We start from the raw sequence: 26498 nt of genomic DNA, 5'->3' as shown, positions 1-26498 counted from the left end.
AGGATCGAGGATGCGCACGGTGTGTTCGGCGAGAAACATCGCCCGCATTAGAATGAGAAGGTCAAGCGGGACAAAGACATTCTGCGCCTGTCCGAGCCGCGTCACTCGCAGGAAAGCTTCGGCCAGGGACCAGTCCTTGAGCGGCAGTGCGGTATAGTCGCCAATGATCTCCACAAGGCCGCGGCGAAACTCGCTTCGGTCCAGGTCTCCCCCCAGGATGCCAAGATCTATTGCGGCCTCAAGGAGCCAGTCGGCGTCCTGGCGAACGAAGGCCAAAGCAAAGGCGGCAAGCTTGCGGCGCATGGCCTTGTCAAGAAATCCGACGATCCCGAAATCGTGGAGGCAGAGCCGCCCGTCTTCAGTGATAAGGATGTTTCCCGGATGAGGGTCGCCGTGAAAGACGCCCAATACGAAAATTTGATGCAGATAGGCGTCGACGAAGTTTGCTGCGAGGCGAGGACCGGCCGATTTCAAAGATGCGTCGTCGATCCGCAGCCCGCTGCTCCGCTGCTGTACGATCACGGTCTCTGCGACCAGGTCGTCGACCACATCTGGAATTTCGAGCGCCGGCCAATCGGCGAAGGCCGCCACGAAGTGCCTGACGCTTCTTGCCTCGCGGCAAAAATCAATCTCCTTCAGGAGGTTGGTCCATATCTCCGTGATGATGCGCAGCGGCTGGTAGTGGCGCAGGCGCGGCATGATCACCGTAGCCACGCGCGCCAGCCAGAAGAGTGAACGCATGTCCTGATTGACCTGGCGTTTCAGGCCAGGCCGGCGAACCTTGACGATGACGCTTCGTCCGTCGTGCAGGTGTGCGGCGTGCGCTGCGCGACGGACGCCGCTGCAAGTGGCGTTTCCTCGAACTCTGCAAACAACTCCGCTAGGGATTTGCCGAGGCCGTGCTCGATTTCTAGCACGGCGACGAGAGGAGAATGCCCTGATGATCACTGCATTGCTGCGTCCGGCCACGCTTGCCACTTTTGTTGCTGTCGCCAGCACCGTCGGCGCCGCCGCACAAACGACCGCGGTCGATCCGCATCATCCCAATCCGACGCTCGCCTGGGCGACGCCACCTTCCGGAATTCAAGGAATGTCATGGCAAGGCGGGCAGCGGAAGGCCCAAAAACATGGATCCGACGGCGCCGGCCCACAGACTTTGATCCTGATCAAAGAACTCTGTCATTGTTCGCCTAGAATTCAATCGTTCTGGATCAGCGCCGTTGCTGGATGTCACAAGAGCGCTTGGCTCGTCCAAGTTAGACGGGGCAGTCGGCGGCAGGAGGTTGTTAACATGTCCGTCAGATTTCTCACCGCGTTTCTCAAATCCTCCGGCGAAAACGGCATCGTGATGCTCGAAAGCGGGGGCGAGCAAAAGACGGTGCTGGTCGATCGAAAGGCTCTGATGGCGCTTGGATCGCCGCCACGCGCGGATGAAACACGTCTCCAGGAAAACGTGCAGACATTGTGCGATATCGCGGAGGCGAAGCTTCTGCACCCGGTCACTATGGGGCGGTCCATCCGGATTAGTGAGGCCGACGTGACTGATTGGAAGCGGCGGCACCATTTGCGCTGACATCCCAACGCCTATCTTTCGAAGATGTTATGGGCGCATATTTGCCCGTGCCAATAGGACGGCGAGACAGTGCCCGAGGAAGTCCAATTATTCATACCTCTGGCCGTTGCCGCCTGTGGCGGAATTCGGCACGACCTATTGCAGCCGCCGCACCCCCGCGATCAATTTCGCTTGAGGGGCGACGTAACCCGGCGTTGTACAGACGTCGCGCGCAATCTCGACGAACCATTTTGCGAGAGGGCTGTCGAGACATGCGGTGGGTTCAAGCCGGTTCCCGATCGCGACTTTCCATACGCGAGGTCATATGAGGCTAGGTTTGGGACCACTCCGATCATTCGGACCACCCATTCAGGCGTAGATGCGTTGGCGGCAATGGCGGAGAAGAAATCGTCACAGTTCGTCAATGTGACATGAGGACAGGTAAAAGAGGTTCGTGCAAGACGCCATCGGTTGCTCCTCCAAGGACAAAATCCCGCAACCTCGAGTGCCCAAATCCTCCCATCACCAGAATATCGGCGCCAAGTTCCAACGCGGCCTGCTGAATGCTGAGGCCGATGGATGACGAGGTGAACCGAGCTACCGTGGCGCTGGCATTGACACCGCCCGAAACCAAGATCTCAGCAAGATGCGCCCCGGTCGTCTCCGGCAGCGGCTTTTCGCCCGTCAGAGACAACACCGAGACACGCCGGGCCATGCGAATGAGCGGCCTTGCATCGTTGACCGCCCGAGCGGCTGCTCGGCTTCCGTCCCAGGCAATAACCAAATGGTCGATTGGGCCTGCAAGGGTCTTGTGGGGAAAGATGATGGCCGGCCGGCCGGAGCCGAATATCACCGCTTCTGCAATGGTACGGGTATCCGGAACGTCCGGGATACATTCGAGAATAGTCAGATCGAAAAACCGTGCTTCGGCGGCCGCCGTCTCGTGCAGTAGAGGCAAGCTGATTTTGACTGTTCGGCAAAATAATCCGATCTTGGCATTCGCTCCGAGGTTGGTCGCCGCTTCAACCAGTTTTGCGGCGCGATTTCCGCTCAAAGCTTCGGCCTGCTCGATCATCTTCGGGGTATCCAGCAGCAACGACGACCATTCCTTGGGAATGTGCGGGATCGCGACTCTTAATGCGCATACGTGAAGATTTGCGCCACAGTACCCCGCAAACGCTACAGCGTTGGAAATGATCAATTCAGAACTTGAATCGGGATAGGTCGCTAGCGGAAGAAAATACTGTGCCTTCATGTCCTACTGCACCTCTCGGAGACCGCAACTTTTATAATTATCTATCTGTTTTCGCAGCTCGGCATTGATGTAACGCAATTGCGCGAATGCGGAAGAAGCCGACAGGAAGTTCGCACAGGCTGCCTTTTGACTGGAAGTCTTCGTAAGTTGATTGTAGTCAAATCCTTGATGGCCGAGGTCCAGTATTGAATTCGGGAGGACGAGCCTTTGACAATGGGAGCGCGAAGTGAATCAACCACGGCCGAAACCGCGGGGATGCAGCCCAGACTCGCACGCACGCCAAGCTTGGCGCACGCCGTGCTCGTGATCGACATTATGCTCTTCCGTTAATCTCGCACTCATCACGTCAAATCGGCTTTGTCTTGGAGACACTCATGGGCAGACTGCATTCCGAACATCACCTGATCTCCCGCATCGGCTGGCTCCGGGCAGCCGTCCTCGGCGCAAACGACGGAATCGTCTCGACGGCGAGCCTGATCATGGGCGTCGCCACCGCGTCGGCGGAACCGTCACAGATCCTGGTGGCGGGCGTCGCGGGTCTGGCCGCGGGCGCGATGTCGATGGCGGCCGGCGAATATGTGTCGGTGAGTTCGCAGGCGGATACTGAGGAAGCCGATCTTGCGCGGGAGCGAATGGAGTTGGAGACGCAGCCCGAAGCGGAGCTCGAGGAACTGACGCAAATCTATGTCAAACGCGGTCTCACCCAAGAGCTGGCCAGGCAAGTCGCGACCCAACTGACCCGTGATGATGCTCTCGACGCGCATTCGCGCGATGAACTCGGTATTGTTGATCACACGGCGGCCCGGCCCGTTCAGGCAGCGCTGACGTCGGCTGCCACGTTCGCGGTAGGGGCCGCATTGCCCCTTCTTACGGTCGTCCTTTCACCCGCCTCGATGCTCATCTACACCGTTGCAGCCGCTTCTTTGGCCTTCCTCGCGCTGCTGGGCGCAATCGGTGCGAAAGCGGGCGGCGCGAACGTCTGGCGAGCCACCACCCGCGTCACTTTCTGGGGTGCCTTCGCCATGGCATTGACGGCTGGAATCGGTGCGCTGGTTGGCACTGCGGTCTGAGAGGCGGCCTCAACCCACTGTACCTTTCTGCACGCCTGGCTTGTCGGACGAAGTGAGCTTCTTCCGATGCTGCGGTTCTCGTCGCGCAATGAACGAGAGGCCGATCCAAGTTCGCTGCTCGGCGCAGGCTGTTTGGATCCACAATCAGAACGGCTTGGGAAAGCCGGCTCTCGCAATATCCGATGTCAAACCTCCGCCACCGCGTCGGCGAGCATCGAGCGGACCTTGCCTGCCAGAAGGCTCAGCCTTTCATTGTCGATCGAGTGCATTGACGCAACCGGATCGATGGCGCTCACCACGATATCGCCGCCACCGACGTCGCGCACGATGACATTGCACGGCAGCATGGCTCCGATCTTCGGTTCCAGTTTCATCGCCTCGAACGCCATGTGCGGATTGCAGGCTCCGAGGATGAGGTAGTCGTCGATGTCGACCTCGATTTTCTTCTTCATGGTTGCCTTGACATCGATCTCCGTCAGAACACCGAAACCGTGCCTGGAAAGAGCGGATTTCGTCCTGCGGACGGCATCGTCGAAACTGGTTGCCGACAAGGTTCTATCCAGCGTGTAGGTCATACGATATCTCCTTTGGCAGTTGGACGTCTCAACATAGACTTTCCGCATCTCTCCTTGAGCCGTTATCCTCGCCGAGCATGGAACTGTTTTTTAGGATACGATGAATGCCGGGTTCAAACGTTGCGATGGATCAAACCACAAGCCGCAATGCCGAAGAAATGCTGAGGATCGAGCCGCCCGACCCGAGAGCAAGGGTTCTTTCAGTGCGATCGGCTCATTTCAGGGCTCATAACCGTTAAGCTTTTGAGCTGGCTGTTTCGCGGCGCCGATCAGCGCGCAAACAGGCCGCATCCGATCCCTTTCGACTGGCCGTGCTCGATGAAGAGAACCGGCAGACCAAACGTTTCGGCGAGCGCAAGACCACGTTCTTCGCCAAGAACCATCATCGCCGTCGCCCAGGCGTCGGCGCTCATACAATCGCAGGCGATCACAGTAGCGGACGCGGGCGGATGCCTGAGCGGCATGCCGAGGTGCGGGTCTATGGTGTGCGACAGACGGCGGCCGCCGACATCGATCCAGTGCCGGTAGTCGCCGGATGTCGCAACGGCGGTATCTTCTAGCACGAGGACGGAATGCGCGGCACGCGTTTCCAGGCTTGGCATTTCGACGGCGACGGTCCAGCCGCGACCGTCGGGCTGTGTGCCGAGCGCTCGCAGTTCGCCGTCGATGGCGAACAGACCGGCTTCGATACCGTGCTGGCGCGCAGCCCGGGTCAGTTGATCGACGCCATAACCCTTAGCGATGCCATTGAGATCGAAGCACATATCTGAGTGCTTGCGGGCGCGTCCGGCGGCCTTGTCTAGCTCCAGAACATCATGGGCCGGGCTGCGTCTCGCTAGACGTGCGGCCTTGATCCGGTCCTCGCTTGCGTCCGCCGGGCCGAAACCCCAGGCGGAGACGGCGTCACCCAGGCCGATATCGAAGGCGCCGCCCGAAGCTTGACCGATTTCAAGACCCGTTCCCAGCACAGTAAGCAGACTTTCAGGCATAAAAACCCATTCACCGGGCTTTGCGGCGTTCAAGCGGTTGAGGTCGCTTTCAGGCCGCCAGGTGGACATTTGTTCGTCGACTTCCGTCGCGGCGTCGGCCATCGCCTTGCGGGCGCGTTGGACATCGAAATCCGATGGCATGTGAAAGAGGGCTGACCAGCGCGTGCCCATAGTCGGGCCGTTCATCGCGTAGCGCGTCATGTCAGTACACGTCCTCGGCATAGCGACCATTGGCTTTCAGGAGCGCGAGGTTGAAACCCTGTGGCGCGAGAATGTCGGCGAGCACGGTTGCAACAGCCTCCGCCATGTCCCTACTCCCGCAGATGAGAACCTGACCGCCCGCAGCGATAAGCTTGCCGATATGCTCGGCATCCTTGCACAGGATATCCTGCACATAGGCCGGGTTCGCGGTTCGCGAGAAAGCGGTCGAGACCGAGGTCAGCCGGCCGTCCTTGTTCCAGTTGGAAAGTTCCTCCGCGTAGAGTGCATCGCTAGCTGGATGGCGGGTTCCGAAATAGAGATGCATGGGACGGCATCCCCGGTTTCCGCGGGCAAAGCCGGCTAGCGGACCGATCCCCGCGCCGGCGCAGATGAGGATGACGGGCTTGCGTCCGCGCGCCGGACGGAACGCTGGGTTTGGACGCACGAAGGCCGCAATAGTCGCGCCCGGTTCCAGCGCGGTGAGTTGGTTGGAGCAAAGCCCTCCCACTTGCTTGCGGACACAGATTTCCAGAAAGCCATCTTTCATACCGGAAGCAAGCGAGTAGAATCGCGGCAGATCCGAGCCTTGCGGCACGATGCCGACCAGGTCTCCGGCCTCAAATCGCGAGAAGCCGTTGCCCGTCAGACGCTGCCAAAGCGATATCTTAGGAAGGGCAAAGCGCAGGATGGCGGTTGGCGCCTGTACGCTTGCTCCATAATCGCGGCGAGATATGACCGGCAATCTCCAGGTCTTCGGAGCGGTCGGTTGGTGGTTCAGCTCGAAAACGAGGCCAAGCGTTTCAGCCAGGCGCCGCCCCCAGCGGGCGAAATCCTGCGGCGATTGTCGATCTACCGTGTCGAAGGGGCTAAGGACGGCCCAGCCCTTGTCCTCAGCGATCCTCGCGATCTCGGTGGCGAAACCGCAGAAGGCTGGGAAGCTGCGATCGCCGAAACCGAGCACGGCGAGCGGCAGGCCGGGCATTGCCGGCACGCGCTCGAAGCGTTCGACGAATTCCTTGGAGGCTGCAGGCGCCATCCCATCGCCATAGGTGGCGGCGAACAGAATGACACGCCGCGCCTTCGGCCAGTGGGCCGGCTCGAAATTGGACATCGGGCCGACATGAACGCAAAGACCCTGTGCGGAAAGAGCAGTCTGCAGCGTATTGGCGAAGCCCCAGGTCGTTCCGTTCTCACTGCCGACTAGCAGGATCGTATCGGCCTCGTCGGCGGCAACCGAGGCTGCCTTGGGGTTGCGGCGCCTCCTCAGCCAGACAATCAGGCCCGTCCAGCCCAGGACGGGCACCGCAAGCGCAGAGAACCCGAGGATGAGCCCAAGCCACGCCACGCCGCGCCCGGTGTGCAGCATGGTGATGAGGCGCGTGAGCTTGTCGACCCGGCCCGCGTCAGACCAAGCCAGCAGCGCACCGTTGCCCTGGTCGATGTAAGCTTCTCCTCCTGTTATCTTGAGTGTGAAAACGTCCGTTGAGTCGCCCGTGGCAGGGAAGTTAAGCGAGAGCAGGTCATCGACCATAGTCTCTTGAAGCAGGGCGACAGAGGTAAGGGCCACGCCGGTCTTGCCGCTGACGTTGGCCGGGAAGGCCGGCGCATTCGCGCCTTCCGGCAATAGCCCGAAAACAGCAGCCGTCATCCAGAACGCGGTGAGCGCGGAGAGGACGAGGCCGGGCAGGGCAAGGCGTGAGACGACGGCGTGTAAGCGTCCATCGCCGTAGCCGCGAACGGATGTCAGGACGGACCGCCAGCCGCCGGCGCGCCGCGCCATCAGCAACAGCCCGGAGATTGCAAGGGCAAGCACAACCGCTGCACTGCCAGCAGTTATGAAGCGTCCGGGATCGTCCAAGAAAAGCGAACGATGAAGATTGATCAACCAACGCTCCAGCTCCGAGGTGCCGGCGCTGCCGACCGGCTGGCCAGTGGCAGGGTCGATGACAGCGGAGGCGGGTTGGTCGCCTTCGTAGTAGTAGGCGGTGATCCGCCCAGACGGCGCGCGCCTGATCTGTTCGACCGTAGGTTCTGACGCCTGGACTCGCATGGCGAGTTCCGCGACGCTGATACGCTGCGCCGCAGGTGTGGTGAGCGCCTCTGCGGCTGGGAAGATCGAGAGTGCGGCGCCGCTCAGCGCGACGACGGTGAGAAGGACGGTAGCGATCAGTCCGAAGCAGCGGTGGAGCGAGCGACTCATAACAGGCGTCCCTTCTCCTCAACGCACGTAGGTGAAGGCGGCGATGTAGCGCGTACCTTTCACGTTCTGGCCCGAGCCGCCCGACGTCAGCGGCACCACGATCTCATTCGGACTGTCGCGCATGTCCTCCACGGCGGAATCGATGTGAAGCTGATAGCCGGCATCGAACAGCGTATCGGCAAGGTCGACCGTGACCTTAAGCGAACGACCCGCCCCAACGCTGGCGCCCGTAATGCCGTTGATCTCGCCGATGTCACCGCCGGTGGCACGGTACCAGCCGCCGAGATGCTCGTAGTATCTAGTCTTGCCGCCCGCCATCCAGAGACTGCCGACATACTTGCCTTGCGCATCGGTGACGTAATAGGCAACGTAGGCGCCATCGCCGCCGTAGCTGCGCATGTTGGTGGTGAAGGTCACCTCGCGGGCCATGGCCAGGCCGGGAACGGTAAGAGCCGTTGTGACAGCAAGCAGGGCAATGAAGGACTTCATTCTCATCGATCGTCTCCTTGGTCGGACTTGGCGGTTCAGTTCGTCTGGGCGCGCGGCTTGGAGCCAGGCGTGAACAGGCCGTTGCTAGGCGGGGTGGCGTTCTGCTGCTGCAAGACGCCGCCTCGACCGCAGGAATTTTCATCCTCGTCTTCGCAGTCGTCGGCGGCGTAGCGGCCATTGTCGTCGTGACGGAGGCGATGTTCCTGGTGATCATCGTCCTCGTTCTCTTGATACCCGGCCAGTATGGCCCCAGCGGTCTTCGCTGCGGGGAACGGCATCGCGAGAGTGCCGAGGGGGGCGAGAAAGCCTATCCCGGCGCACGCGGCCAGAAGAAGTTTGCGGTATGTCATAAGTGATCTCCAGTTGGGCATCTGACGGGGATTTCGGGCTGATCAATTGCGTCCTAAGCTGACCGCCACCTGACAATTGGCGCGACACCGCTTCAGGTTCCCGTAAGCTGGCGGGTGGACTAAGGGGCCAAAGAGAGGCAGAGAGGAAAGATTGCGATGCGGGTTCTGCTGATCGAGGACGATACGGCGCTTGGTGCGGCCATTCGCGACCAGATCGCCGCCGATGGGCATTCCGTCGATTGGGTCAACCGGCTCGACCAGGCAGGCGATGCGATCGTTGCGGCTGCCTATGATCTGGTGCTGCTCGATCTGATGCTGCCCGATGGGCTCGGCGTTCCCTTCCTGAAGGGATTGCGCGGGCGGGGCGACGTGACGCCGGTTATGATCCTGACAGCGCTCGATCAGGTCTCTGACCGTATTGCCGGACTGAACGCCGGCGCTGATGATTACATGGTGAAGCCCTTCGACCTTGCAGAACTATCGGCCCGCATCGGATCGGTGGCGCGCCGTTATGCCGGCAACCCAAATCCGAACATCACGCTCGGTCCTCTCGCCGTTGATCTCGCTGCCAGAAGCGTCGCGTTGAATGGCAAGCCCGTTGCTCTTACGGCGCGAGAATGGGTCCTGTTTGAGGCCTTTCTGCAACGTCCCGCCCAGCTCCTATCGAAGGCACAGCTCGAGGAGCGGCTCTATTCGTTCGATACGGAAATCGACAGCAACGCGATCGAGGTCCATGTCAGCCGGTTGCGCAAGAAACTCGGCGCTCATGTGATCGAGACCGAACGCGGCCTCGGTTATCGGCTGGGGCAACCGTGAAGGCCGGCGCTTCGCTTCAGACGCGCCTGGCACTTGCCATTGGGCTTTCGGTAACGCTTCTGTGGTTGGCGGCGGCAGCGGTCACGGCGCACCGCCTTGGCGGGGAAATGCAAGAGGTGTTCGACGACGGGCTGAAGGCCACTGCACTGCGCGTTTTGCCAATTGCCCGGCACGACCTGCATGAAGGCGACGGACGTGGCGATCCTGTCGAACATGATGGGAACGAGGACGGCGACGATGGCGCGAGGCGCATCGGCCGCGAGGCGCGATATGGCGAGGACGTAACTTTTGTCGTGCGCGACCGCAACGGTAAGGTTCTTCTCGCCTCCGCAGGTGCGGATGCCTCCATCTTTCCGCCGTTTGTCAAGCCCGGTTTTCTGCGCACCGAAACGCACCAACTCTATTACGATGCTAGCGTCGATGGCGGCCTGACGATTGCCGTTGCCGAACCGCTCGATCGTCGCACGGAGCTTTCCCGCAAGATGCTGCTGGGGCTTCTGCTGCCGTTGATCGTGATGATCCCATTCAGTCTTCTCGCAATCGTTCTGGCGGTGCGCCGTTCCTTGCGCCCTGTACGCTTGCTTCGACAAGAGCTTGCCCGCCGCGGTGCGCAGGACCTGTCGCCCCTGCCAGATGGCGGTCTGCCAAGCGAGCTTCGCCCGATCTCGGCGGGCGTCAATCAGTTGCTGGACCGTCTGACGGCGGCGTTCGATGCCGAGCGCGCCTTTGCAGCGAACGCAGCGCACGAGCTGCGCACGCCGGTTGCAGGCGCGATCGCGCAGGCTCAGCGCATTCGGACTGAAACCGGCGAGGAATTAACGGGCCAGCGGGCAACGGAGATAGAGACCACGCTGAAGCGACTGATGCGCACGTCGGAAAAGTTGATGCAACTCGCCCGAGCTGAGGGAGGACGGCTGCAAACTGATGAGCCTTCCGATCTGAGACCCGTCCTGGAGATGATAGTTGAGGGTTTCACGCGGACTGGAGAGGGACGGATCTTGCTGACCCTTCCCGAAGAACCGGTTCTTTCCAGGTTAGACCCCGACGCCGTTGGCATTCTGTTTCGAAACCTGATTGAGAATGCGCTGAAACACGGAGCCCAGAATGGTCTAGTTGAGGTTACGTTGCAGGCAGATGGCTTACTTTGCGTCGCCAATGACGGCGCGGTCCTGCCCGCCGATGCCACGGAGAGGCTGGCGAAGCGGTTCGAGCGCGGTAGAGGGACGGTCGGCGGTAGCGGCCTGGGGTTCTCCATCGTAAAGGCCATCGCCGACCGCACGGGCATGAGTTTGAAAGTCGTTTCCCCGAGGCCGCTCAAGAATGAAGGCATACAGGTTCAGGTAAAGCTGCCTCTCACCTGACGCGCGCGAGAACCAACAAAGAGAGACGAATAGAAGATCTACCAACCCCTGATTGGGTTTCGAGCTCCTGGAGGAAGTGAAGACGATTGTTGCGATGATGGTTCACAAACGCGCGTTTCCATGATCGCAGATCTAGCTCAGGATGAACATCGTGATGGCTGCGGCCGCCATGCACGTGGTGGCGAACCATCCCATTACGCGCAATCCAAATGAGGCGGCGAACTGCCCCATTTCGTCCTTGCGGGAAACCACTATCATCATTGCGACCATCAGCGGTACGGAGATCACACCGTTGAGGACTGCGCTCCAGAACAGCGCCCGTATGGGGTCGAGGTTCGAATAGTCCACCGCGAGGCCTATGAGGGTGGCGAGACTGATCACAGTATAGAATCCGACTGCCTCCCGCGGCTTGTGCTCGAGCCCGATTGCCCAGCCGCGGGACTCACATACGGCATAGGCCGCCGAGCCCGCCAGGACTGGAACAGCAAGCAGACCGGTGCCGATAATGCCTAGGCTGAACAGCGCGAACGCTAGATCGCCAGCAATCGGCCGTAGCGCCTCGGCGGCGTCGGCGGAGGTCTCAATCTCGATCCGGCCATGCAAGGTGACCGCGGTCGTCAAGATGATGAAGAAGGCGACAAGGTTGGCGAAAGCCATGCCGATATGTGTATCCCAGCGGATGCGACTGAGTTGGACGGGCGCTTGCTCAGGATGGTTGATGAGCGGATCGGTCGTCGGGTCGGCCTCGTCGTCCTCCACCTCCTCTGACGCCTGCCAGAAGAGGAGATAGGGGCTGATTGTGGTGCCGAAGACCGCCACGACCATGGTCACTGTCTCTCCCGTCAGGTCGAGGTGCGGCGTGACCGTCTGTAGGGCAACTTCGAGCCAGTTGATCTCCACGGTAAGGACGACGCCAACATAGGTAAAGAGCACCAAAGTCAGCCACTTCAGATAGCGGACGTAGCGGTGATAGGGTAAGAGAACTTGAAGGGTCAGTGACGCGACGGCGAACAGCAGTGTAAAGAGATGGCGCCCCCACCCAAGCACGAGTTCCCCCGCAGCACCCATGGCGGCGAGATCGGCGCCGATGTTGATGGTGTTGGCAATAAACAAGAGCGCCACGAGGCCAGTCACGGCCCAGGAGGGAAAGATCCGGCGCATGTTGGCGGCAAGGCCATGCCCGGTGACGCGGCCGATCCTGGCGCTGATCATCTGCATCGTGGACATCAGTGGATAGAGAAAGAACATCATCCAGAGCATATTGGCCCCGAACTGGGTGCCGGCCTGCGAGTAGGTGGCTATGCCGCTCGGATCATCGTCGGCCGCCCCGGTGATTAGTCCAGGCCCCAATTTCTTGAACAGCGCAGCACGGCGCATCCGATGAACTACCGGCTTCGGCAAGATTCGCGATTGAGCGCGATCACCATGGTCGGTATGCTGAGATTTGCTGCGCATTCCGGGAGCCTCCATGCCGATTTCGACACCACGGATTGTGGTCCGTCCTGCCGGCAAGTAAAGTATGGTTTCAGCGACCCGTTAGAGCCGTGCGCACTCGATGCCGGAAACAGGACTGAGTGGTCCCGCCGCCGGCCATGCGCACTGACGGGGTAGCTTAGCCGATCGACGTTTTCCTCGCGAGTTTGCGGACGGCCTGGAAGGACGGAGCTACCCGGCCGACGGATCGTCCGATTGCGAAAGCCAAAAGAGAACGGCGGCGTCCTGACCTCTCATCACGCCGACCGCCGACTGAAGCAGAACCATGGCGAACGGGCAGTGAGCTTCTGTCACGCCTGCAGGCCGAGTATCCCGGCGATTACCCCGACAAGCCGCTTCGAACACTTCAGCGTCGGCTGAAGGTCTGGCGTAGCGAACAGGCGGACGCGCTGCTGTTTCGCACCTTGAACAAGGAGCCGCTGATCCACCAAATCGCAAAACCGCACTGAGGTGCCGTGGAGCTCACGAAGGAGGCCAGGCGCTGCGAAACCCCTGCCATCTCCGCGCCCGGCCTCCTTCGCCTCAACCGGGGAGCAAAATGGATGAGGCAACGTTCATACCTCAGGGAGCATCGTTACGTACGGCAATACGTGATCTCAGCAGATTGTCGCTCTACATGACGCCCTGCGCATCTTCCAATGCTCTCTGATATCGCAAAGACTGATCCCGCCTACACGGCCGCGCACATTCTTGTCGCGACGCTTGGTACGACTATCATAATGCCGATTGGAGTTCCCCTTGCAGCACCGGATCTGCACGCCGGCGCCGGTGTCATTGCTCGCCCCCTTCTTGTGCTTGACATCGCTCCCTTCGGCGTCGGCATAGTCGTTCGTTGGTTTTCGATGAAGTGGGCTGATAGATTCGATCCCATGCTAAGGAAACTGGTCGCCGTCAGTAACGTCGTTCTTCTGACGGTTGCGCTCCTTCAGAACTGGGATCTTTCGTTCGGATTGTCTCGCGACAAGCGAGGCGTGGTGGCTATGGGGGTGGCGACGAGAAACGTCGGAGCAGCGCCCGCGCCCTTGTGTTGTCCAGCGTCGCCGCCTGATGTCGTCACCGATCATCAGATCAACCTGTCGAAACTCGTTAGACATAAGCCTATCCTCAAGCCTGTTCTTGAGCCTTTCTGCTTATGCTGAGTGTCCGGTCGAAAATTGGGGGCGGTTCACAGTGGGAAGCAGGTGCTAGGCCGAACGCATAAGATGGGCCAGCGCGACATCCGACGGCTTCTTATCATCGGGGCGATGACGGTGATCCGATGGGCAGGCCGCAAAGCTCCCCCCGAGAACTCATGGTTGGGACAGATGTTAGCGCGTAAGCCGCGCATGCTCGCCGCGATCGCTCTCGCCAACAAATGGCTCGGTCGATTCTGGGCGATGATAACGAAGAACGAGAAATACAGGGATTCGGGTCTGGCTGCGGCTAGCAAAGCACTAAGCTGCGGCGAGGGTGGATCGTCGGCGTGTGAGGAGGTCAGCGAACGGTAAGGACAAAGATCGGTGAGAATGGGTCTGGGAACGCATCCGGGTCAGTGAGCCACGAGCTCGCAGAAGTGATTTGCACTAGATCCGCGTAGCTCCATACCGGCCAGCGGTCATAGTAGAACCGCAACAACAGGCCCGATACATGACCGCACCCGATCACACGTTCAAAAACCGCTCGAAGAACTGCTTGCATGAAGGGGGGCATCCATACATGAGGCTTAAGCCGCAAACTGAGCTGGAAACCCGTTTCGTCCAAAGCCCAGAAAGTCTCAGATCATTCGACGACGGACAGATGTGGCCCGGCCACCCAACTTCCGGCGCTTAGTCCGTCGGCTCAAGCAAGTCATCCAGTTTTTCGACTACGGCCCGAACCACATCGGCGCGGCTGACAATGCCAACTAACACGCCGTCACGTAGGATAGGGACGCGCTTGATCTGATGTTTCAGCATCAGATCGGCCAACTCCGCAAGAGAGGCTTCCTCATCAGCAGAGATGATCGCAGTGTGCATAATCTCCCGGACGTGTTGCTGGTTGAGGCGGATTTCGGCGAGGAACTGCGGGGCGAGTGTCTCGCCTTCCGCCAGCATGCGTAGCCATTGCGCTCGCTTACTTTGAAACTGCGAACCAAAGTGGCGCATCACGTCGCCTTCGCTGACCAATCCAAGCGGCCGGTTATCGGGATCCACCACTGGTACGGCGGTGACGTGATGGATCAGCATGCGCCGGGCGGCCTCCGCCACGGTCGTATCAGGCGACACCGTAACTAAATCCGTTGTCATCACCGACTTGGCGGGAATCGTCATGTGTATGGCTCCAGCTAGAAAGCATGCACAATACCGGATCGGCTTGGCGGCCGCCTTCGCAATTTGCGATCGCGCGGTTGCCACCCTTCGCGAGGATCGCGCCCGACGGCGTTGTTGTCAATTATCATTGTGAAACGCACCGATGCGGTGACGCCGATCATCGGGCGCGTCATCCTTCGCCGCGCACATTCGGTCCGACAGCGGGCCGGAGTTGATCGCCAAGGCATTACGGGAATGGATCGCGGTGTTTTGGCGGACGTACTGTGGCGCGATCAATCGTACTTCGTGGCTGAATTTCCTCATCTCACGTGCCCAATAATGAACTCTCCCGCAAGCCTCCGTCACGACGATAGAAGAGCCTTGCTCGGCCATAAATCTCCGAAAATGCTGCCGGGATAGCGTGCGCCTAAACTTGACCCCTCCGGAAAGCAAAGCTCCATGTACCTGGAAAACGCTCTTTGCCAGATCGACCCCGATCATCGTCTCGTATGTCATGCTGCCATCCTTCCACCCGTTGGATTTAACCCGACAATCATCCAGCAAGGCGGGTCAGCTGGCTAGGGCGGCAACCACTCCATCTATTAACTCCCCGAGCCGCCCAGCCCTTGCGAGTCGGGCGTCCGGAGCCAGGCTCAAATCCTCCTATGCACCGGTCGCAATGTCAGAACCTGTTGCGCATAGTTTCAGTACTGCTCTATTGCCACTTCGGCGTTGAACAGCATTCGCTCCCGTCCGAGCCGAGGGTCCAGTTTTGCCCGTCGCACGACATCCAGTACGCTTGGGTTTAGACCAGCAAGCCAAACCGTCGCATTCTGCTCCTTTGCCCGCTTCTCGCCCTCCATGATCATCTGAAGCGCCGAGTACTCGACATCCGGCACTCTGCTGAAATCCAGCACGAGCACGCGTGGCCTATATTGCGCCACGAGGCTGGTGATATGATCCGCAACGTTCTGCGTATTCACGAAAAACAGCCGCCCTTCAGGGCGTAGGATCAACAGCCCAGTGAAAGTTTCGTCATCAGGATGCTCGCTCGAGACTGGCCGCAGCACATTCGTGCCCCGTTTTCGGCCGATCACGTATACCGGCGGATAGGCGGTCTGGCCCGCTAAACCGATTTAGCGACACGATAATCGCGATGACAATACCCTGCAGCGTGCCGAATGCGAGTACAACAATTGCAGCCACGATTGACCAACGAAACTCCATTCGACGGATCTGTCGGATGGCAAGGAACTCGTCTAGCATCGGACGTTTCCCAAGTCGTGGCGAGCCGGGCGCAATTCAAGCGGCGTTGATGTTGCAGCAGCCAGCAGGGCATCTGCGGTGCGCATTTGCAACCGATATTAATGACAAACGAGGCCGACGCGACCGACTTCGTATGGGGGCTCGGCGAGTGCAAAGATGGCCGCAGTACATCTTAACAGCGCCGAAGCGTTTCATACTGACAACGGCCACCTGCTCTTCTCGATAATCAGAGCGATCACTCTGTGACCGTGAGAGCTATGTGCATGCCGGCCTCGTAATGGCCGCTGATGTTGCAGAATAGAAGATAAGAACCCCGTGTCAGCGTGGCCTTCAGCTTGCCGTCGGCTCCAGGTTTCAGATCAGAAACCTCTCCAAGGCTCTTCAACTTCTTCTCATCAATGCGATGCTTTCCCTTCAAAACGGGAATTGGTTGATCCGCTGACTTCAGCTTCACAAGTACCATTTCGTGCTCTTCAGTCATGGCCATGTTATGAAGTTCCCTAGGCACTTGAGGAACAGCCGACATAATTCCGTTGATACGCGCCCGGATCGAAGCTTCCCAAGTCGCGAATCCGAGCGCTTTTGCGACTACTGCAGTTCTTGGTGGTCCAGACTTCCGGGCTTCCAGCCAAGCGCGGACGTCGGGGTCATCCAGCAGGGTCACCAACTGCTGAATCTTTTGATCAGTTATAGGTTCGGCCACCGCGGAGTGAGCCACGGAGCCCAGCGACGCGAACAAGGCAACGAACCCGACGATAATCCTTCATTGCAAAAACCTCACACGGCTCGTCGCCGCGCGTGATTGGGTCGGCGGCTACGAATGAACCTCGCGCTACAGAGATTTGCTGACGTCACCAACCATGCCCCCAGGGTCAGGTGGGACACTGCAGAGTTTCAGTGCGACATCGAGCTTGGTCGGCTTTTTGTGGTGATGACGATCCTCAAATAGCTGCAGGATCTTTGAGAACACGTCCGGATCCGCAGAGACGGAGGGTGGCAACGCCGACCGGAGCAAGGCAGGCAGATCGTGGAGATCATCGTGCCCTTGATACTTCATAGGGTTCCATGCCTCGAAGTAGAGCCCCCTGAGGACCATCGGTAGCTCATTGCCAACTTTGGCATTGTCGTCCACAGACAATCTGTCGCGCACCAAATGGAGCGTTGTCCGCAGCACTTCAAACGCGACCCGCTGCTCGCAGCCGAGCAGCTCTGCGAGCGCCCGGACCCACACGGCTGCCTCTTGAGCGGCATCCGGAAACGTTAGGATAGGACTATAGCGCATGCGACCTCCCGTTAGGCTTGGCGCGTATTGGTCGACTGGCTTCGAAACCAGTCTTAAGCTCGATCCGAGCCAGCCTTTCCCGACCGTCTCTCCGAGCCGCCGAGCCCCTGCGAGTCAGGCGTCCGAGCCAGGTTCAAATCTTCCGGAAAAACGTAGATCCTCTCTAGCATTCGATCGAGCAGATCGAGTTCCCTAAGGAGAGCTGGGCGGTGGTCGCTAGGCAGAATCTGTGATGCATATTCGATCACCGCGCGCAATCGACGGGCGATCTGGAAGTTTTCAGCGCCATACAGGCGGATCTCACTGAAGGTCAACTGAACGAAATCCTCCCAGTTCGGCGTTCTGCAGATGAGCCGCAACTTGCCGGATTTGCCCCTGACTTCATCGCTGAGCAGGTGCCTTCCACCGACGAAACACAGGAGACGTTGAAGCTGGTCGATCGCAAGGACAGCTGTCGTGGGATCGTTGATAGCCTTTGATAGGGCCTTGATGCCGATATCGACGATTATCCTGAACGCAAACGTTGAATCCTGTTCGAGGGTACGCTCAGGTCCAAGAGCAACCAGAGCTTTCAACCTGCGTTCATCTGGCAGGTTTTGACCGTATAGGCGGAAAAGAACTTCGTCGGTTCCAACAAAGTCGCCGACCCTCGGCACAAGTTCGATGATCGAGTCGGTCCGTTCAGCCAGGGCTACGAGGGCTTTCATATTGACAGCGACGACGACAGCAGGGTTCGCCTGTTGGTACACGAGTTTGTCAGGCACAGAAGTGAACGGGAGGCTATCGTCATGCGAGCCTCCGTTACCTGCAAGATCCGGATACACTTCCTCGATGACTGCATGCCCTCGTTCGCCGACCCTTAAAATGATACTGACGGGACGCAGCAACCGCGCCGCGTAGTCTATCAGGTAGAGAAAGGCTGCAATCGACAAAAAGCCTAGTAGGCCAGCTATCCCAGAAACACCGTGAGGAACCGTCGTATCCAGTCTTGAAAGGGCGCCGGTCGCGAAGAGAAGCGTAAAGATGAACAGGCCGACGGTAAACCGGATGGCGTTGTCCCGCAGAAGGGTTGTCGCGATGATCCTCGGCGTCAACTGACCGCCGGCAACTTGAATCGCCACGAGCAGCGATCCGAATGTGAAGACGACGAAAGTCAACGTCATGGTGATGATCGTCTCCAGCATTCGTTGTGTCCCCGCCACTCCCCAAGGCCCTACGTCGAGCCATGGGGTCCAATCTCCGAAAGCGTAGACTAGACGGATCGCGGCGACATAAAGGAGCAGGGCGATGAACGGAACGATCCACAGAGAGGATCTCATGTAGCTTCTAAAGCTATACCACTGGTTCCAACCCATCGGCATATCTCTCTGTTGAAGACTCAAACGAACGTGCCCAGGAGATAACCTAGTCGCCCGGAATGGACATTGATGCTGATCAAGATGAGCACGTTTTTAGTTTGATCTAGCTCAATGTCTCCGGGTGGTCTGCTGCTAGCGTTCTTCCTCACTCCCCGTCCAGTCCGTCGAGCCGACGGTGAATCTGATGAAAAAGAACTCCGAGGAGGCGGGGACCGAAACCGATGCTGGCAGCCATGACAAACAATGCGCGATACGTTTGCGTCCCCACACGTTACGGCCTCTTCAACGTGGTTGATACTGCCACCGGCTCGCCCGCTGAAGTTGACGTCACGTCGGTTCTCCTCACCCGGAAGGAGGCTCGGCAGCTGATCGTCTGGCTGAACGGACGTGGCGCGGGCGTTCAGGTCGGGCAGGAGATCATTGGATCGGACAAATCCAGGGCGGATCGAGAGTATGAGGGGCGAGCGCAATGGCAAGAGCAAAAGACTTCAATCAAGCTGCCGAGGCGCCTTCAAGATCGGACGTGCAGGCTCAGCTAGAGCGGATACTGGCAAGCGGCGATCTCCGCCTTCCGGACCGAGCAAGACGCTTTTTGCGATACGTCGTGGAGGAGACGCTCAGCGGACGATCAGAATCCCTAAAGGCCTACAGGATTGCACAGACCATTTTTGGAAGACGGAATTTTGATCCTCAAAGCGACCCGGCCGTACGCATCGAGGCGGGCCGAATAAGGCGAGAGCTTGAAAGGTTCTATCTTCTGTCGCGGCAGCGCGAACCCATCCTGATCACAATTCCGAAAGGTGGCTACGCTGCCTCATTCAGCGTCAATGCGGAATGTGACAGAAAGGCCGCAGCCCAATCTGCGCGGAACGAAGTTCAGTCTTCAGGCGCTCGCAGACCATCGGTTGGCTTCATGGCCACTGTCGTTAGCCTGTCGCTAATAGGGATCACAACGATGGTGTTGTTCGTGCGCCCCGGCTTTTCGCCTAGGACGCTAGGCACCCTTCACAACGAGCTGCAAGCCCCGACGGTGGTCGTGGAGCTCTTCGACAATGCGGGCCGCAATGGCCCGGCGGCACAAGCTTCTCGCTTCCTGAGAGATGAAATCATCGTCAAACTCGTCGCGGCTCGAAAACTGACCGTCGTAATGGATCCTAGTGCGCTCAACCCTTCGGCGGATGGGCGCTATATTCTGCAGGGGAGCGTACGGGCAAACGCAGAGCTCATTCGATTGACTGCTCGCCTCGTTCGAGAGGCGGATGGGGCGGTTTTGTGGTCCGACAATTACAACCTGGACTCTCGTTCCACGATCGGGTCGGAGGAGGCGGTCGCAATCCAAGTTGCCCAAAGCATTTTTCGGCCGCTCAAGATCAGTTACCCTTCGCCGCCACCTAAAATGTCGCCCGACCGAGAGATACGGCCGGAAAACAATGGCGCGCGCGTGTCAGGGGTGATGAACGGGGAGCCTCAGTCTCTAGCACGCAACATGAGGCGCGCTGCGATCCTCGACCGGCCCTACTAAAATGCTGTGAGCAGGCACGACGGAGGAACAGCATCGCTGCCGGCCATCGTTCCTCACGCCCGTCGCCATCGCCAGCCAGTGATTTCGGCCATGTCCTCTCCGCTTTCCGTGATGAACGCTGTGTGTTCGGCGAGCTTGTCTTTCAGCTTCTCGGTCACGTCCGGCACCCTCGCAGCCAAACCCGGAACCCGTTCGATCGCCTCCAAAGCGAGGTGATACCGGTCGAGCTGATTCATCACCGTCATGTCGAACGGAGTCGTGGTTGTGCCTTCCTCCACGAAGCCTCTAACGTGGATGTTCTCATGGTTCGTTCGCCGGTACGTCAGGCGATGGATGAGGCTGGGATAGCCGTGGTAGGCGAAGATCACCGGTCTGTCTGTGGTGAAGATTTCGTCGAACGTCTGGTTGTCCAGGCCATGGGGGTGTTGATCCGGATCCTGCAGAGCCAGGAGATCAACGACATTGACGGTCCTGATCTTCAACTCTGGGATCGCTTCATGAAGAAGCATGACCGCCGCGAGCGTTTCCATGGTCGGCACGTCACCCGCGCAGGCCATGACGACATCGGGCGAGACCGTGTCGCCCTCGAAGCTCGCCCACTCCCAAACGCCTAGGCCGGCTTCGCAATGTCTGATTGCTTCGTCCATCGACAGGTACTGCGATTCCGGTTGCTTTCCCGCAACGATGACATTGACGCGGTTAAAGGTCCGAAGGCAGTGGTCGCCGACCCACAGCAGTGTGTTGGCGTCGGGGGGCAGGTAGATGCGAACGATGTCAGCCTTCTTGTTGGCAACAAGGTCGACAAAGCCCGGATCCTGATGCGAGAAGCCGTTATGATCCTGTCGCCAGACATGCGACGTCAGCAGATAGTTGAGCGAGGAAATCGGCTTCCGCCATGCCAGCTCCCGCGAAACCTTGAGCCACTTTGCATGCTGGTTAAACATCGAATCGACGATGTGGATGAAGGCTTCGTAGCAAGAAAATAACCCATGCCGACCCGTGAGAAGGTAGCCTTCGAGCCATCCCTGACACAAATGTTCGCTGAGGATTTCCATGACCCGCCCGTCTCGAGCGAGATGGACGTCGTATTCCTCGATCTTCTGCAACCATACCCGGTTGGTCTCCTCGAAAACGCTCCCGAGGCGATTGGATTCGGTCTCGTCCGGTCCGAAGATTCGAAAGTTGCTTCCGCCGGCATTGAGCTTGAGGACGTCGCGCAGGTATCTTCCGAGAACCTCGGTCGACTGGACTTGGAGTGACCCGCGCTCGCCCACTTCAACTGCATGTTCGGAAAGCTTCGGCAGGATCAGTTCGGTTCGAAGGCGACCGCCGTTCCCGTAAGGAACCGCGCCCATTCTCTTGTCACCTTGTGGAGCAAGAGCGCGCAGTTCCGCTTTCAGGCGGCCGTCCGCATCGAAGAGGTCCTCTGGTTCGTAGCTCCGCATCCAGTCCTCGAGGATCTTTCGGTGGCGCTCGTCGCCCCGGCAGTTTGCAACAGGAACCTGATGAGCCCTCCAGAAGTCCTCCACCTTCTTGCCGTCTACCTCTTTGGGGCCCGTCCAGCCTTTAGGGCTGCGCAATATGATCATCGGCCACCGAGGCACGTCGCGGTACTCGGGCTTGGAGCGCGCATCGGTCTGGAATTCCTCGATCAGATCGAATGCCTCATCGAGCGCCTCTGCCATTTTCCGATGCATCTCGGCTGGCTCGTGGCCTTCGACGAAGATCGGTTGATAGCCGTACCCCCAGAACAGACTTTCGAGATCGCCGTCGCGCGTTCGTGCGAGAATCGTCGGATTGGCGATCTTGTAGCCATTCAGATGGAGGATCGGCAAGACCGCGCCGTCGCGCTGGGGATTAAGGAATTTGTTCGAATGCCACGCCGCCGCCAGAGGTCCGGTTTCGGCCTCCCCATCGCCAACGACACAGGCGACCACCAGACCGGGATTGTCGAAGGCGGCTCCGAAGGCATGGACGAGGGCGTAGCCGAGTTCTCCACCTTCGTGGATCGAACCGGGCGTCTCGGGTGCTGCATGGCTTGGAATTCCACCCGGAAATGAGAACTGTTTGAAGAGCTTGCGCATACCTGCGATGTCTTCTGACACCTCGGGATAGATCTCGCTGTAGGTGCCTTCGAGATAGGTGTTGGCCACCATTCCCGGCCCGCCATGACCGGGGCCGCAGATGTAGAGAACGTCGACGTCACGGTGCTTAATAATGCGATTCAGGTGGGCGTAGATGAAGTTGAGCCCGGGTGTCGTCCCCCAGTGGCCGAGCAGCCGCGGCTTGATGTGCTCGGGTTTGAGCGGCTCTCGTAGGAGCGGATTATCCATCAAGTAGATCTGGCCGACCGACAAATAGTTGGCGGCGCGCCAATAGCGGTCTGTCAGCTCTAGGTCCTGTCCCCGCAGGGTCACATTGTCTGCCATTGTCGCTCTCCTCGATGAAGGCCATGTTGGCTGATGACGGTGAGCGCCTCGTCGGCGATCACCTGCTCCTCGTCAGTGGGGATGACAAACGCTTCGATGGTACTGTCTTTGGAGCTCAGGACTGTCGCATTTGTCTTGTTGGCGGCCTCGTTCAGCGAAAGTCCCATCCATGACAGGTGCCTTTCGATGCCTTTGCGTATCTCCGGCTGATGTTCCCCGATGCCCCCGGTAAACACCAGCGCATCGACGCCGCCTGTTGAAACGGCCAGACGGCCAACCTCGCCGGCAATTCTGAAACAGAATAGATCGAGTGCCTCCTTAGCGGCAGGGCGGAAATCTTCCAGCAGCGCTTGAGTGTCGCCACTTATTCCCGAAACCCCCAGAAGGCCGCATTGGTGATAAAGGAAGTCTTCCAGTTTGTCGGCATCCGCAAACTCGGATCTGAGCAGGCGGATCAGCACCCCAGGATCGAGCGTGCCCGGCCGTGTCGCCATCGGGATACCGTCGAGAGCAGAAAATCCCATGCTGGTATCGATGCTGACGCCGTCGACCATGCCACAGAGACTTGCGCCGTATCCGAGGTGAGCGCAGACCACCCTGGCGCCGCCGATGTAAGGTGCGAATCTTTGAAGGTAGGTGGCTATGTACTTGTAGGATAGGCCGTGGAAGCCGTATCGGCGTATTCCTGCGTCGTGCATTGCGCGGGGAATTGCCAGCCTTGTCGCGAGACTGCATTGCGAAGTATGGAAGGCCGTGTCGAACGATGCCGTCTGAATAACGGACGGATAGAGGGCGAAGACGGCATCGATCACGTTTAGCGCTTCAGGCTGGTGAAGCGGGGCCATTGGCGTCAAACTTCTAATTTGCGACATGGCGCCGCCGGTGAGAAGCGTCGGACCTTTGAAAATCAGCCCACCATGCACGACGCGGTGGCCGACAAAGTCGATATGGCAATCGCCGTGCAACAGCCGATCAAGGACGCTTGAGATGACCCGGATGCTAAGGCCATCGGAGGCGGCGGGCAGATCGATCTCCTGGATTTCGTCATCGCTGCCGTACTTGAGGCGAGGTCGCTCGCCGAGGGAGACGATAGCGCGGCCGAGACGCTTGGCGGCGCCGGAACCGATGTCGAAGAGGCCGATTTTCAAGCTCGACGAACCGGCATTGAAGGTAACTCCAACTTCCTTGCTCATGATGACCTCGCTCGGCCTTTAGCCTATCGGGAGCCGGCCTCTTTCACCGCAGATTCCAACATCTGTAGCGCATAATCTGCAGTCGCCTTCTCGTCATCAGAGCAGAGCTTCAGGGCGTGGCATCGATGCTTCAAGTCCCGCAGAATGTGACGCCGAACTCTTTCCACGACCGGTGCATGCTCCTTCTTCAGGAGCTCCTGCAAACAGGCGACGGCGACCAGCTCCGAGACCATGAGCTTGCCTTCCACTTCGCCTTGACTGGGGACCGCGAAATGTTCGCCGCCGGGTTTGTAATCCCGATCAGTGGACAGCATTTTCGTTCTCCTTTGCAGCGACTGTATCTTGCTCCGGTTCCAGGGCCCGTTTGACCTTACGGAGAATGACGGCCCGACCCTTCCGGTCGGCGGCCCGGTTCAGACGGTCGGACAGATCGAGGACGAAGCTCTGGAAGTCGTTGTGCCAATCGGGGCGGCCAAGCTGCTCCGGCGCAAGCCGAACACGTGCCGCATCCTCGAGCAGACGGGCGCCGTCCCCGGTCAGGACGAAACTATCATCGAGCCGAGGCTCCATCACGGGAACCTTCAGGGTCTTCGACAGTCGTCTCGTCAGAGCGCTGCGCGCTGCGGGCTCGCCGTGAACGAGGAACACTCCTTTTTCAATCGGCGCCCGCGCCGAAACCCATTCCTCAAGATCACTGGCGTCTGCATGCCCGCTGTAGGCATCGAAGGCTATGATTTTCGCGTGCACCAGGATCTCGTCGCCCTGGATCCGCACCACGCGGGCGCCGTCTTGGAGGATTCGACCGAGGGTTCCTGCTGCCTGGAAGCCTACCAAGAGAACCGTGCACTCTGGTCGCCAGAGCCAGTTGCGCAGCCGGTGCCGGATGCGTCCTGCTTCACACATGCCGCTTGCCGCAATGATGATATGGAAGCCAAGTACGAGATCGAGAGCCTTCGACTGCTCTGCGGATTCGGTAAATCGGACATTCGGCGCGTTGAGTGCACGTGTGAACGCGGCAGCGTTTGCCAGCTCTCTGGCCTGAGCTTTGAACACTTCGGTCGCTCTGGAGGCCAGCGGCGAGTCGATCATGATCGGCGAACGAGGAAGACTGCCGTCGTCCATCAATGCAACCAAGTCCGTTAGCACTTCCTGCGTGCGCTCCACGGCGAAGGAGGGGATCAGAAGCGCGCCGTTCGGATTGTTCGCCTTGGCTACGATCTCTCTCAAGCGGTTGCGGCGAGCGTCCTGCGTGTAGTCCTCGCGCTCGCGGTCGCCATAGGTGGCTTCGCAGACGAGGTAGTCGACGCCCGCAGGAGCCTGAGGCAGCCCTTCCAGCATCTTGTAACGGGTGCCGATATCGCCCGAAAAGAGAAGACGCCGCGGACCGCCGGCAACAGTCACTTCGATCTCGATCGAGGCAGATCCGAGCAGGTGGCCAGCGTTCCAGAAGCGGAACTTGACCCCGCCCACCGTTTCTCGCCACTGCTGGTATGGCACGGACACGAATTGGGGCATCACCATGCGGGCGTCGTCAGCCGTGTAGATCGGCTCGACAGGCTCACGTGACCGCCTGCGGTTGCGGCGGTTGAGCTGTTTGACTTCCGATTCCTGGATATGTCCGGAGTCCTGCAGCATGACCCCGCACAGTTCCATCGTTGGCCGGGTCGCGTAGATCGGTCCACTGAACCCTTCCTTTGCGAGCTTGGGGAGCAGGCCGGTATGATCGATATGGGCGTGCGTCAGGAGAACGGCGTCTATTTCTCCCGGATCGAAGGGGAAGGGCCGATAGTTCAGCTCTTTCTCGCTTTTCGAACCCTGGAACATGCCGCAGTCGATCAGAATCCGGGAATCAGCAACCTCGAGGAGGAAGCACGAACCGGTGACAGAGCCGGCCGCGCCGTGGAAGGATAACTTTGGTTCCTGCATGTTCCACCTATAAGCTTTGACTAGAGCATAAAGGAGGGAGGCACCGCTTCCTTGATGGAGATCAATCTGGCCCCAATCCAATCGGAAAACTCAGATGCGATCTTCGTCGCCAACCAGCGGCGGCAGAGCCACTCCGTAGTACGGATCAATCCAGGTGAGATGGTCCGTGATCGCTCTGACCCCTGGCACATTCTCAGCGGCAACCTTCGCGGCGAGACGCTCCCGTTCGTCGAAGATGGTACCGGAGAGCTCGGCTACTCCATTCTTGACCTGGCAGCGGATGAAGCCATTCCTGCTCCAGCTTTGCTTCGCCAGTTCGGCATCGACCGCCTCCTGGATTTGGGCGTCCTGAGTAGATGGTGCCGAAGGCTTTTCCACTTTGGTCAGGGCGCGCAGCAGGTCTGAACGCGCTATTATGCCGACTAGTCTTCCGTCCGAGATCACGGGAAGTCGCTTCACCTCGTATCGCTCCATCAGGCGAATGGCCTCGGAAAGCGCCGCGGTCGGAGGCACGACGACGAGGTGCGAATTCATTATTTCGTCAACACGCCGTCCGTGAGAGCGCACGTATTCGTCGGCGATCTTACCGGGGCTTGCAAGCCAGCTTTGCAACCAGGACCGTCTGCGGTCGGTGTTGAGCTCGTATCGCCGCAGGAAGTCGCCTTCGGTAATCATGCCGACCAGCACTCCGTCGTCATCGACGACAGGAAGGCCACTGATCCGGTTGGCGAGCATTATTTCGGCCGCATGTAACACCGTGCAGGATGCACCGACGGTGATCGGGGACGAGGTCATTGCGCTCTCGACTATCATGCGTGTTTCTCCGATCCAGAACCTCTTTTCAAGCCGTTCGATCCACAACATCGGCTGAGAAGGCACGGCCGATACAATCATACATCTGCC

25 protein-coding genes and 3 pseudogenes are annotated in these 26498 nt (G+C 59.3%); 7 read left to right on the top strand and 21 right to left on the bottom strand.

What is annotated here, in order from left to right:
- Together RHIBUN_RS34145 and RHIBUN_RS37950 are read right to left on the bottom strand one after the other, a co-directional pair.
- A partial coding sequence (locus RHIBUN_RS34145; RefSeq protein ID WP_280949586.1) for an AarF/UbiB family protein occupies nucleotides 1-765 on the bottom strand: 765 nt, incomplete at its 3' end.
- The gene (locus tag RHIBUN_RS37950; protein ID WP_280949585.1) at nucleotides 762-917 is read right to left on the bottom strand and encodes an AarF/UbiB family protein; all 156 of its coding nucleotides are present in this window, start codon (nucleotides 915-917) and stop codon (nucleotides 762-764) included. The genes RHIBUN_RS34145 and RHIBUN_RS37950, both read right to left, overlap by 4 nt.
- Nucleotides 918-940: 23 nt before the next feature.
- On the opposite strand from RHIBUN_RS37950, the gene RHIBUN_RS37620 reads away from it, so the two are divergent.
- A complete protein-coding gene (locus RHIBUN_RS37620) occupies nucleotides 941-1573 on the top strand; it encodes a hypothetical protein (RefSeq protein ID WP_245271738.1) in 633 nt (210 codons plus the stop codon).
- A gap of 400 nt (nucleotides 1574-1973) precedes the next feature.
- Here the strand turns inward: RHIBUN_RS37620 and RHIBUN_RS0127765 are convergent, their stop codons facing one another.
- Nucleotides 1974-2807, bottom strand: a complete 834-nt coding sequence (locus RHIBUN_RS0127765; protein WP_025662085.1) for a universal stress protein — start codon at nucleotides 2805-2807, stop codon at nucleotides 1974-1976.
- Between the two features lie 374 nt (nucleotides 2808-3181).
- On the opposite strand from RHIBUN_RS0127765, the gene RHIBUN_RS0127760 reads away from it, so the two are divergent.
- Nucleotides 3182-3877, top strand: a complete 696-nt coding sequence (locus RHIBUN_RS0127760; protein ID WP_025662084.1) for a VIT family protein — start codon at nucleotides 3182-3184, stop codon at nucleotides 3875-3877.
- Nucleotides 3878-4062: 185 nt separating this feature from the next.
- On the opposite strand, the gene RHIBUN_RS0127755 is transcribed toward RHIBUN_RS0127760, so the two are convergent.
- The 5 genes from RHIBUN_RS0127755 to RHIBUN_RS0127735 all read right to left on the bottom strand — a co-directional run bounded on the left by RHIBUN_RS0127755 (nucleotide 4063) and on the right by RHIBUN_RS0127735 (nucleotide 8681).
- Nucleotides 4063-4452 carry a DUF302 domain-containing protein gene (locus RHIBUN_RS0127755; RefSeq protein WP_025662083.1) on the bottom strand — a complete coding sequence of 130 codons (390 nt, stop codon included), beginning with the start codon at nucleotides 4450-4452 and terminating at the stop codon, nucleotides 4063-4065.
- Between the two features lie 269 nt (nucleotides 4453-4721).
- The gene (locus RHIBUN_RS0127750; RefSeq protein ID WP_037217738.1) at nucleotides 4722-5642 is read right to left on the bottom strand and encodes an FAD:protein FMN transferase; all 921 of its coding nucleotides are present in this window, start codon (nucleotides 5640-5642) and stop codon (nucleotides 4722-4724) included.
- Nucleotide 5643: 1 nt separating this feature from the next.
- Nucleotides 5644-7842 carry a PepSY domain-containing protein gene (locus RHIBUN_RS0127745; protein WP_025662081.1) on the bottom strand — a complete coding sequence of 733 codons (2199 nt, stop codon included), beginning with the start codon at nucleotides 7840-7842 and terminating at the stop codon, nucleotides 5644-5646.
- An 18-nt stretch (nucleotides 7843-7860) separates the two neighbouring features.
- Nucleotides 7861-8331, bottom strand: a complete 471-nt coding sequence (locus RHIBUN_RS0127740) for a DUF2271 domain-containing protein (RefSeq protein ID WP_025662080.1) — start codon at nucleotides 8329-8331, stop codon at nucleotides 7861-7863.
- A 35-nt stretch (nucleotides 8332-8366) separates the two neighbouring features.
- Complete coding sequence (locus RHIBUN_RS0127735) at nucleotides 8367-8681, bottom strand: hypothetical protein (protein ID WP_025662079.1); 315 nt, start codon at nucleotides 8679-8681, stop codon at nucleotides 8367-8369.
- 156 nt (nucleotides 8682-8837) lie between these two features.
- On the opposite strand from RHIBUN_RS0127735, the gene RHIBUN_RS0127730 reads away from it, so the two are divergent.
- Together RHIBUN_RS0127730 and RHIBUN_RS0127725 are read left to right on the top strand one after the other, a co-directional pair.
- Nucleotides 8838-9497 carry a response regulator transcription factor gene (locus RHIBUN_RS0127730; protein WP_025662078.1) on the top strand — a complete coding sequence of 220 codons (660 nt, stop codon included), beginning with the start codon at nucleotides 8838-8840 and terminating at the stop codon, nucleotides 9495-9497.
- Nucleotides 9494-10858 carry an ATP-binding protein gene (locus tag RHIBUN_RS0127725; protein WP_025662077.1) on the top strand — a complete coding sequence of 455 codons (1365 nt, stop codon included), beginning with the start codon at nucleotides 9494-9496 and terminating at the stop codon, nucleotides 10856-10858. Before RHIBUN_RS0127730 ends, RHIBUN_RS0127725 begins: the two co-directional genes overlap by 4 nt.
- Nucleotides 10859-10990: 132 nt before the next feature.
- On the opposite strand, the gene RHIBUN_RS0127720 is transcribed toward RHIBUN_RS0127725, so the two are convergent.
- A complete protein-coding gene (locus tag RHIBUN_RS0127720; RefSeq protein ID WP_025662076.1) occupies nucleotides 10991-12313 on the bottom strand; it encodes an NRAMP family divalent metal transporter in 1323 nt (440 codons plus the stop codon).
- A 164-nt stretch (nucleotides 12314-12477) separates the two neighbouring features.
- Here RHIBUN_RS0127720 and RHIBUN_RS35830 point away from each other — a divergent pair.
- A pseudogene (locus RHIBUN_RS35830) lies at nucleotides 12478-12801 on the top strand (ISNCY family transposase); the annotation flags it as partial.
- Nucleotides 12802-13224: 423 nt separating this feature from the next.
- Here RHIBUN_RS35830 and RHIBUN_RS37615 read toward each other — a convergent pair.
- Complete coding sequence (locus RHIBUN_RS37615) at nucleotides 13225-13446, bottom strand: hypothetical protein (RefSeq protein ID WP_245271737.1); 222 nt, start codon at nucleotides 13444-13446, stop codon at nucleotides 13225-13227.
- Nucleotides 13447-13524: 78 nt separating this feature from the next.
- On the opposite strand from RHIBUN_RS37615, the pseudogene RHIBUN_RS37610 reads away from it, so the two are divergent.
- Nucleotides 13525-13755, top strand: a pseudogene (locus tag RHIBUN_RS37610) (IS110 family transposase); the annotation flags it as partial.
- 402 nt (nucleotides 13756-14157) lie between these two features.
- On the opposite strand, the gene RHIBUN_RS0127695 reads toward RHIBUN_RS37610, so the two are convergent.
- The 6 genes and pseudogenes from RHIBUN_RS0127695 to RHIBUN_RS0127665 all read right to left on the bottom strand — a co-directional run bounded on the left by RHIBUN_RS0127695 (nucleotide 14158) and on the right by RHIBUN_RS0127665 (nucleotide 18486).
- Nucleotides 14158-14640 carry a CBS domain-containing protein gene (locus RHIBUN_RS0127695; protein ID WP_025662072.1) on the bottom strand — a complete coding sequence of 161 codons (483 nt, stop codon included), beginning with the start codon at nucleotides 14638-14640 and terminating at the stop codon, nucleotides 14158-14160.
- A gap of 252 nt (nucleotides 14641-14892) precedes the next feature.
- Nucleotides 14893-15135, bottom strand: a pseudogene (locus tag RHIBUN_RS37605) (IS110 family transposase); the annotation flags it as partial.
- Nucleotides 15136-15323: 188 nt separating this feature from the next.
- Nucleotides 15324-15602, bottom strand: coding sequence for a sodium-independent anion transporter (locus RHIBUN_RS38070; RefSeq protein ID WP_348626003.1), 279 nt, complete (start codon nucleotides 15600-15602; stop codon nucleotides 15324-15326).
- Nucleotides 15603-16120: 518 nt separating this feature from the next.
- Nucleotides 16121-16513 carry a sulfocyanin-like copper-binding protein gene (locus RHIBUN_RS34130; RefSeq protein ID WP_084659837.1) on the bottom strand — a complete coding sequence of 131 codons (393 nt, stop codon included), beginning with the start codon at nucleotides 16511-16513 and terminating at the stop codon, nucleotides 16121-16123.
- 204 nt (nucleotides 16514-16717) lie between these two features.
- Nucleotides 16718-17167, bottom strand: a complete 450-nt coding sequence (locus tag RHIBUN_RS0127670) for a DUF2267 domain-containing protein (protein ID WP_025662067.1) — start codon at nucleotides 17165-17167, stop codon at nucleotides 16718-16720.
- 53 nt (nucleotides 17168-17220) lie between these two features.
- Complete coding sequence (locus RHIBUN_RS0127665; protein WP_245271736.1) at nucleotides 17221-18486, bottom strand: DUF2254 domain-containing protein; 1266 nt, start codon at nucleotides 18484-18486, stop codon at nucleotides 17221-17223.
- Between the two features lie 643 nt (nucleotides 18487-19129).
- Between RHIBUN_RS0127665 and RHIBUN_RS0127660 the strand changes: the two genes are divergently transcribed.
- On the top strand, nucleotides 19130-20047 hold the full coding sequence (locus RHIBUN_RS0127660; RefSeq protein ID WP_156932762.1) for a hypothetical protein: 918 nt from the start codon (nucleotides 19130-19132) through the stop codon (nucleotides 20045-20047).
- 53 nt (nucleotides 20048-20100) lie between these two features.
- Here RHIBUN_RS0127660 and RHIBUN_RS0127655 read toward each other — a convergent pair whose 3' ends face one another.
- From RHIBUN_RS0127655 to RHIBUN_RS0127635, 5 genes are all read right to left on the bottom strand, one after another.
- On the bottom strand, nucleotides 20101-22476 hold the full coding sequence (locus RHIBUN_RS0127655; RefSeq protein WP_025662064.1) for a phosphoketolase family protein: 2376 nt from the start codon (nucleotides 22474-22476) through the stop codon (nucleotides 20101-20103).
- On the bottom strand, nucleotides 22461-23669 hold the full coding sequence (locus tag RHIBUN_RS0127650) for an acetate/propionate family kinase (protein WP_025662063.1): 1209 nt from the start codon (nucleotides 23667-23669) through the stop codon (nucleotides 22461-22463). Before RHIBUN_RS0127650 ends, RHIBUN_RS0127655 begins: the two co-directional genes overlap by 16 nt.
- A gap of 23 nt (nucleotides 23670-23692) precedes the next feature.
- Nucleotides 23693-23983 carry a hypothetical protein gene (locus RHIBUN_RS0127645; RefSeq protein WP_025662062.1) on the bottom strand — a complete coding sequence of 97 codons (291 nt, stop codon included), beginning with the start codon at nucleotides 23981-23983 and terminating at the stop codon, nucleotides 23693-23695.
- A complete protein-coding gene (locus RHIBUN_RS0127640; RefSeq protein WP_025662061.1) occupies nucleotides 23970-25595 on the bottom strand; it encodes an MBL fold metallo-hydrolase in 1626 nt (541 codons plus the stop codon). Before RHIBUN_RS0127640 ends, RHIBUN_RS0127645 begins: the two co-directional genes overlap by 14 nt.
- A gap of 90 nt (nucleotides 25596-25685) precedes the next feature.
- Complete coding sequence (locus tag RHIBUN_RS0127635) at nucleotides 25686-26408, bottom strand: CBS domain-containing protein (RefSeq protein WP_025662060.1); 723 nt, start codon at nucleotides 26406-26408, stop codon at nucleotides 25686-25688.
- Between the last annotated feature and the right edge of the window lie 90 nt (nucleotides 26409-26498).

Source organism: Rhizobium sp. IBUN (genome assembly GCF_000510625.1).
GTDB lineage: Bacteria > Pseudomonadota > Alphaproteobacteria > Rhizobiales > Rhizobiaceae > Rhizobium > Rhizobium altiplani.
The sequence above is the reverse complement of the archived record's forward strand: the minus strand, read 5'-3'. Positions and strand labels throughout refer to the sequence as shown.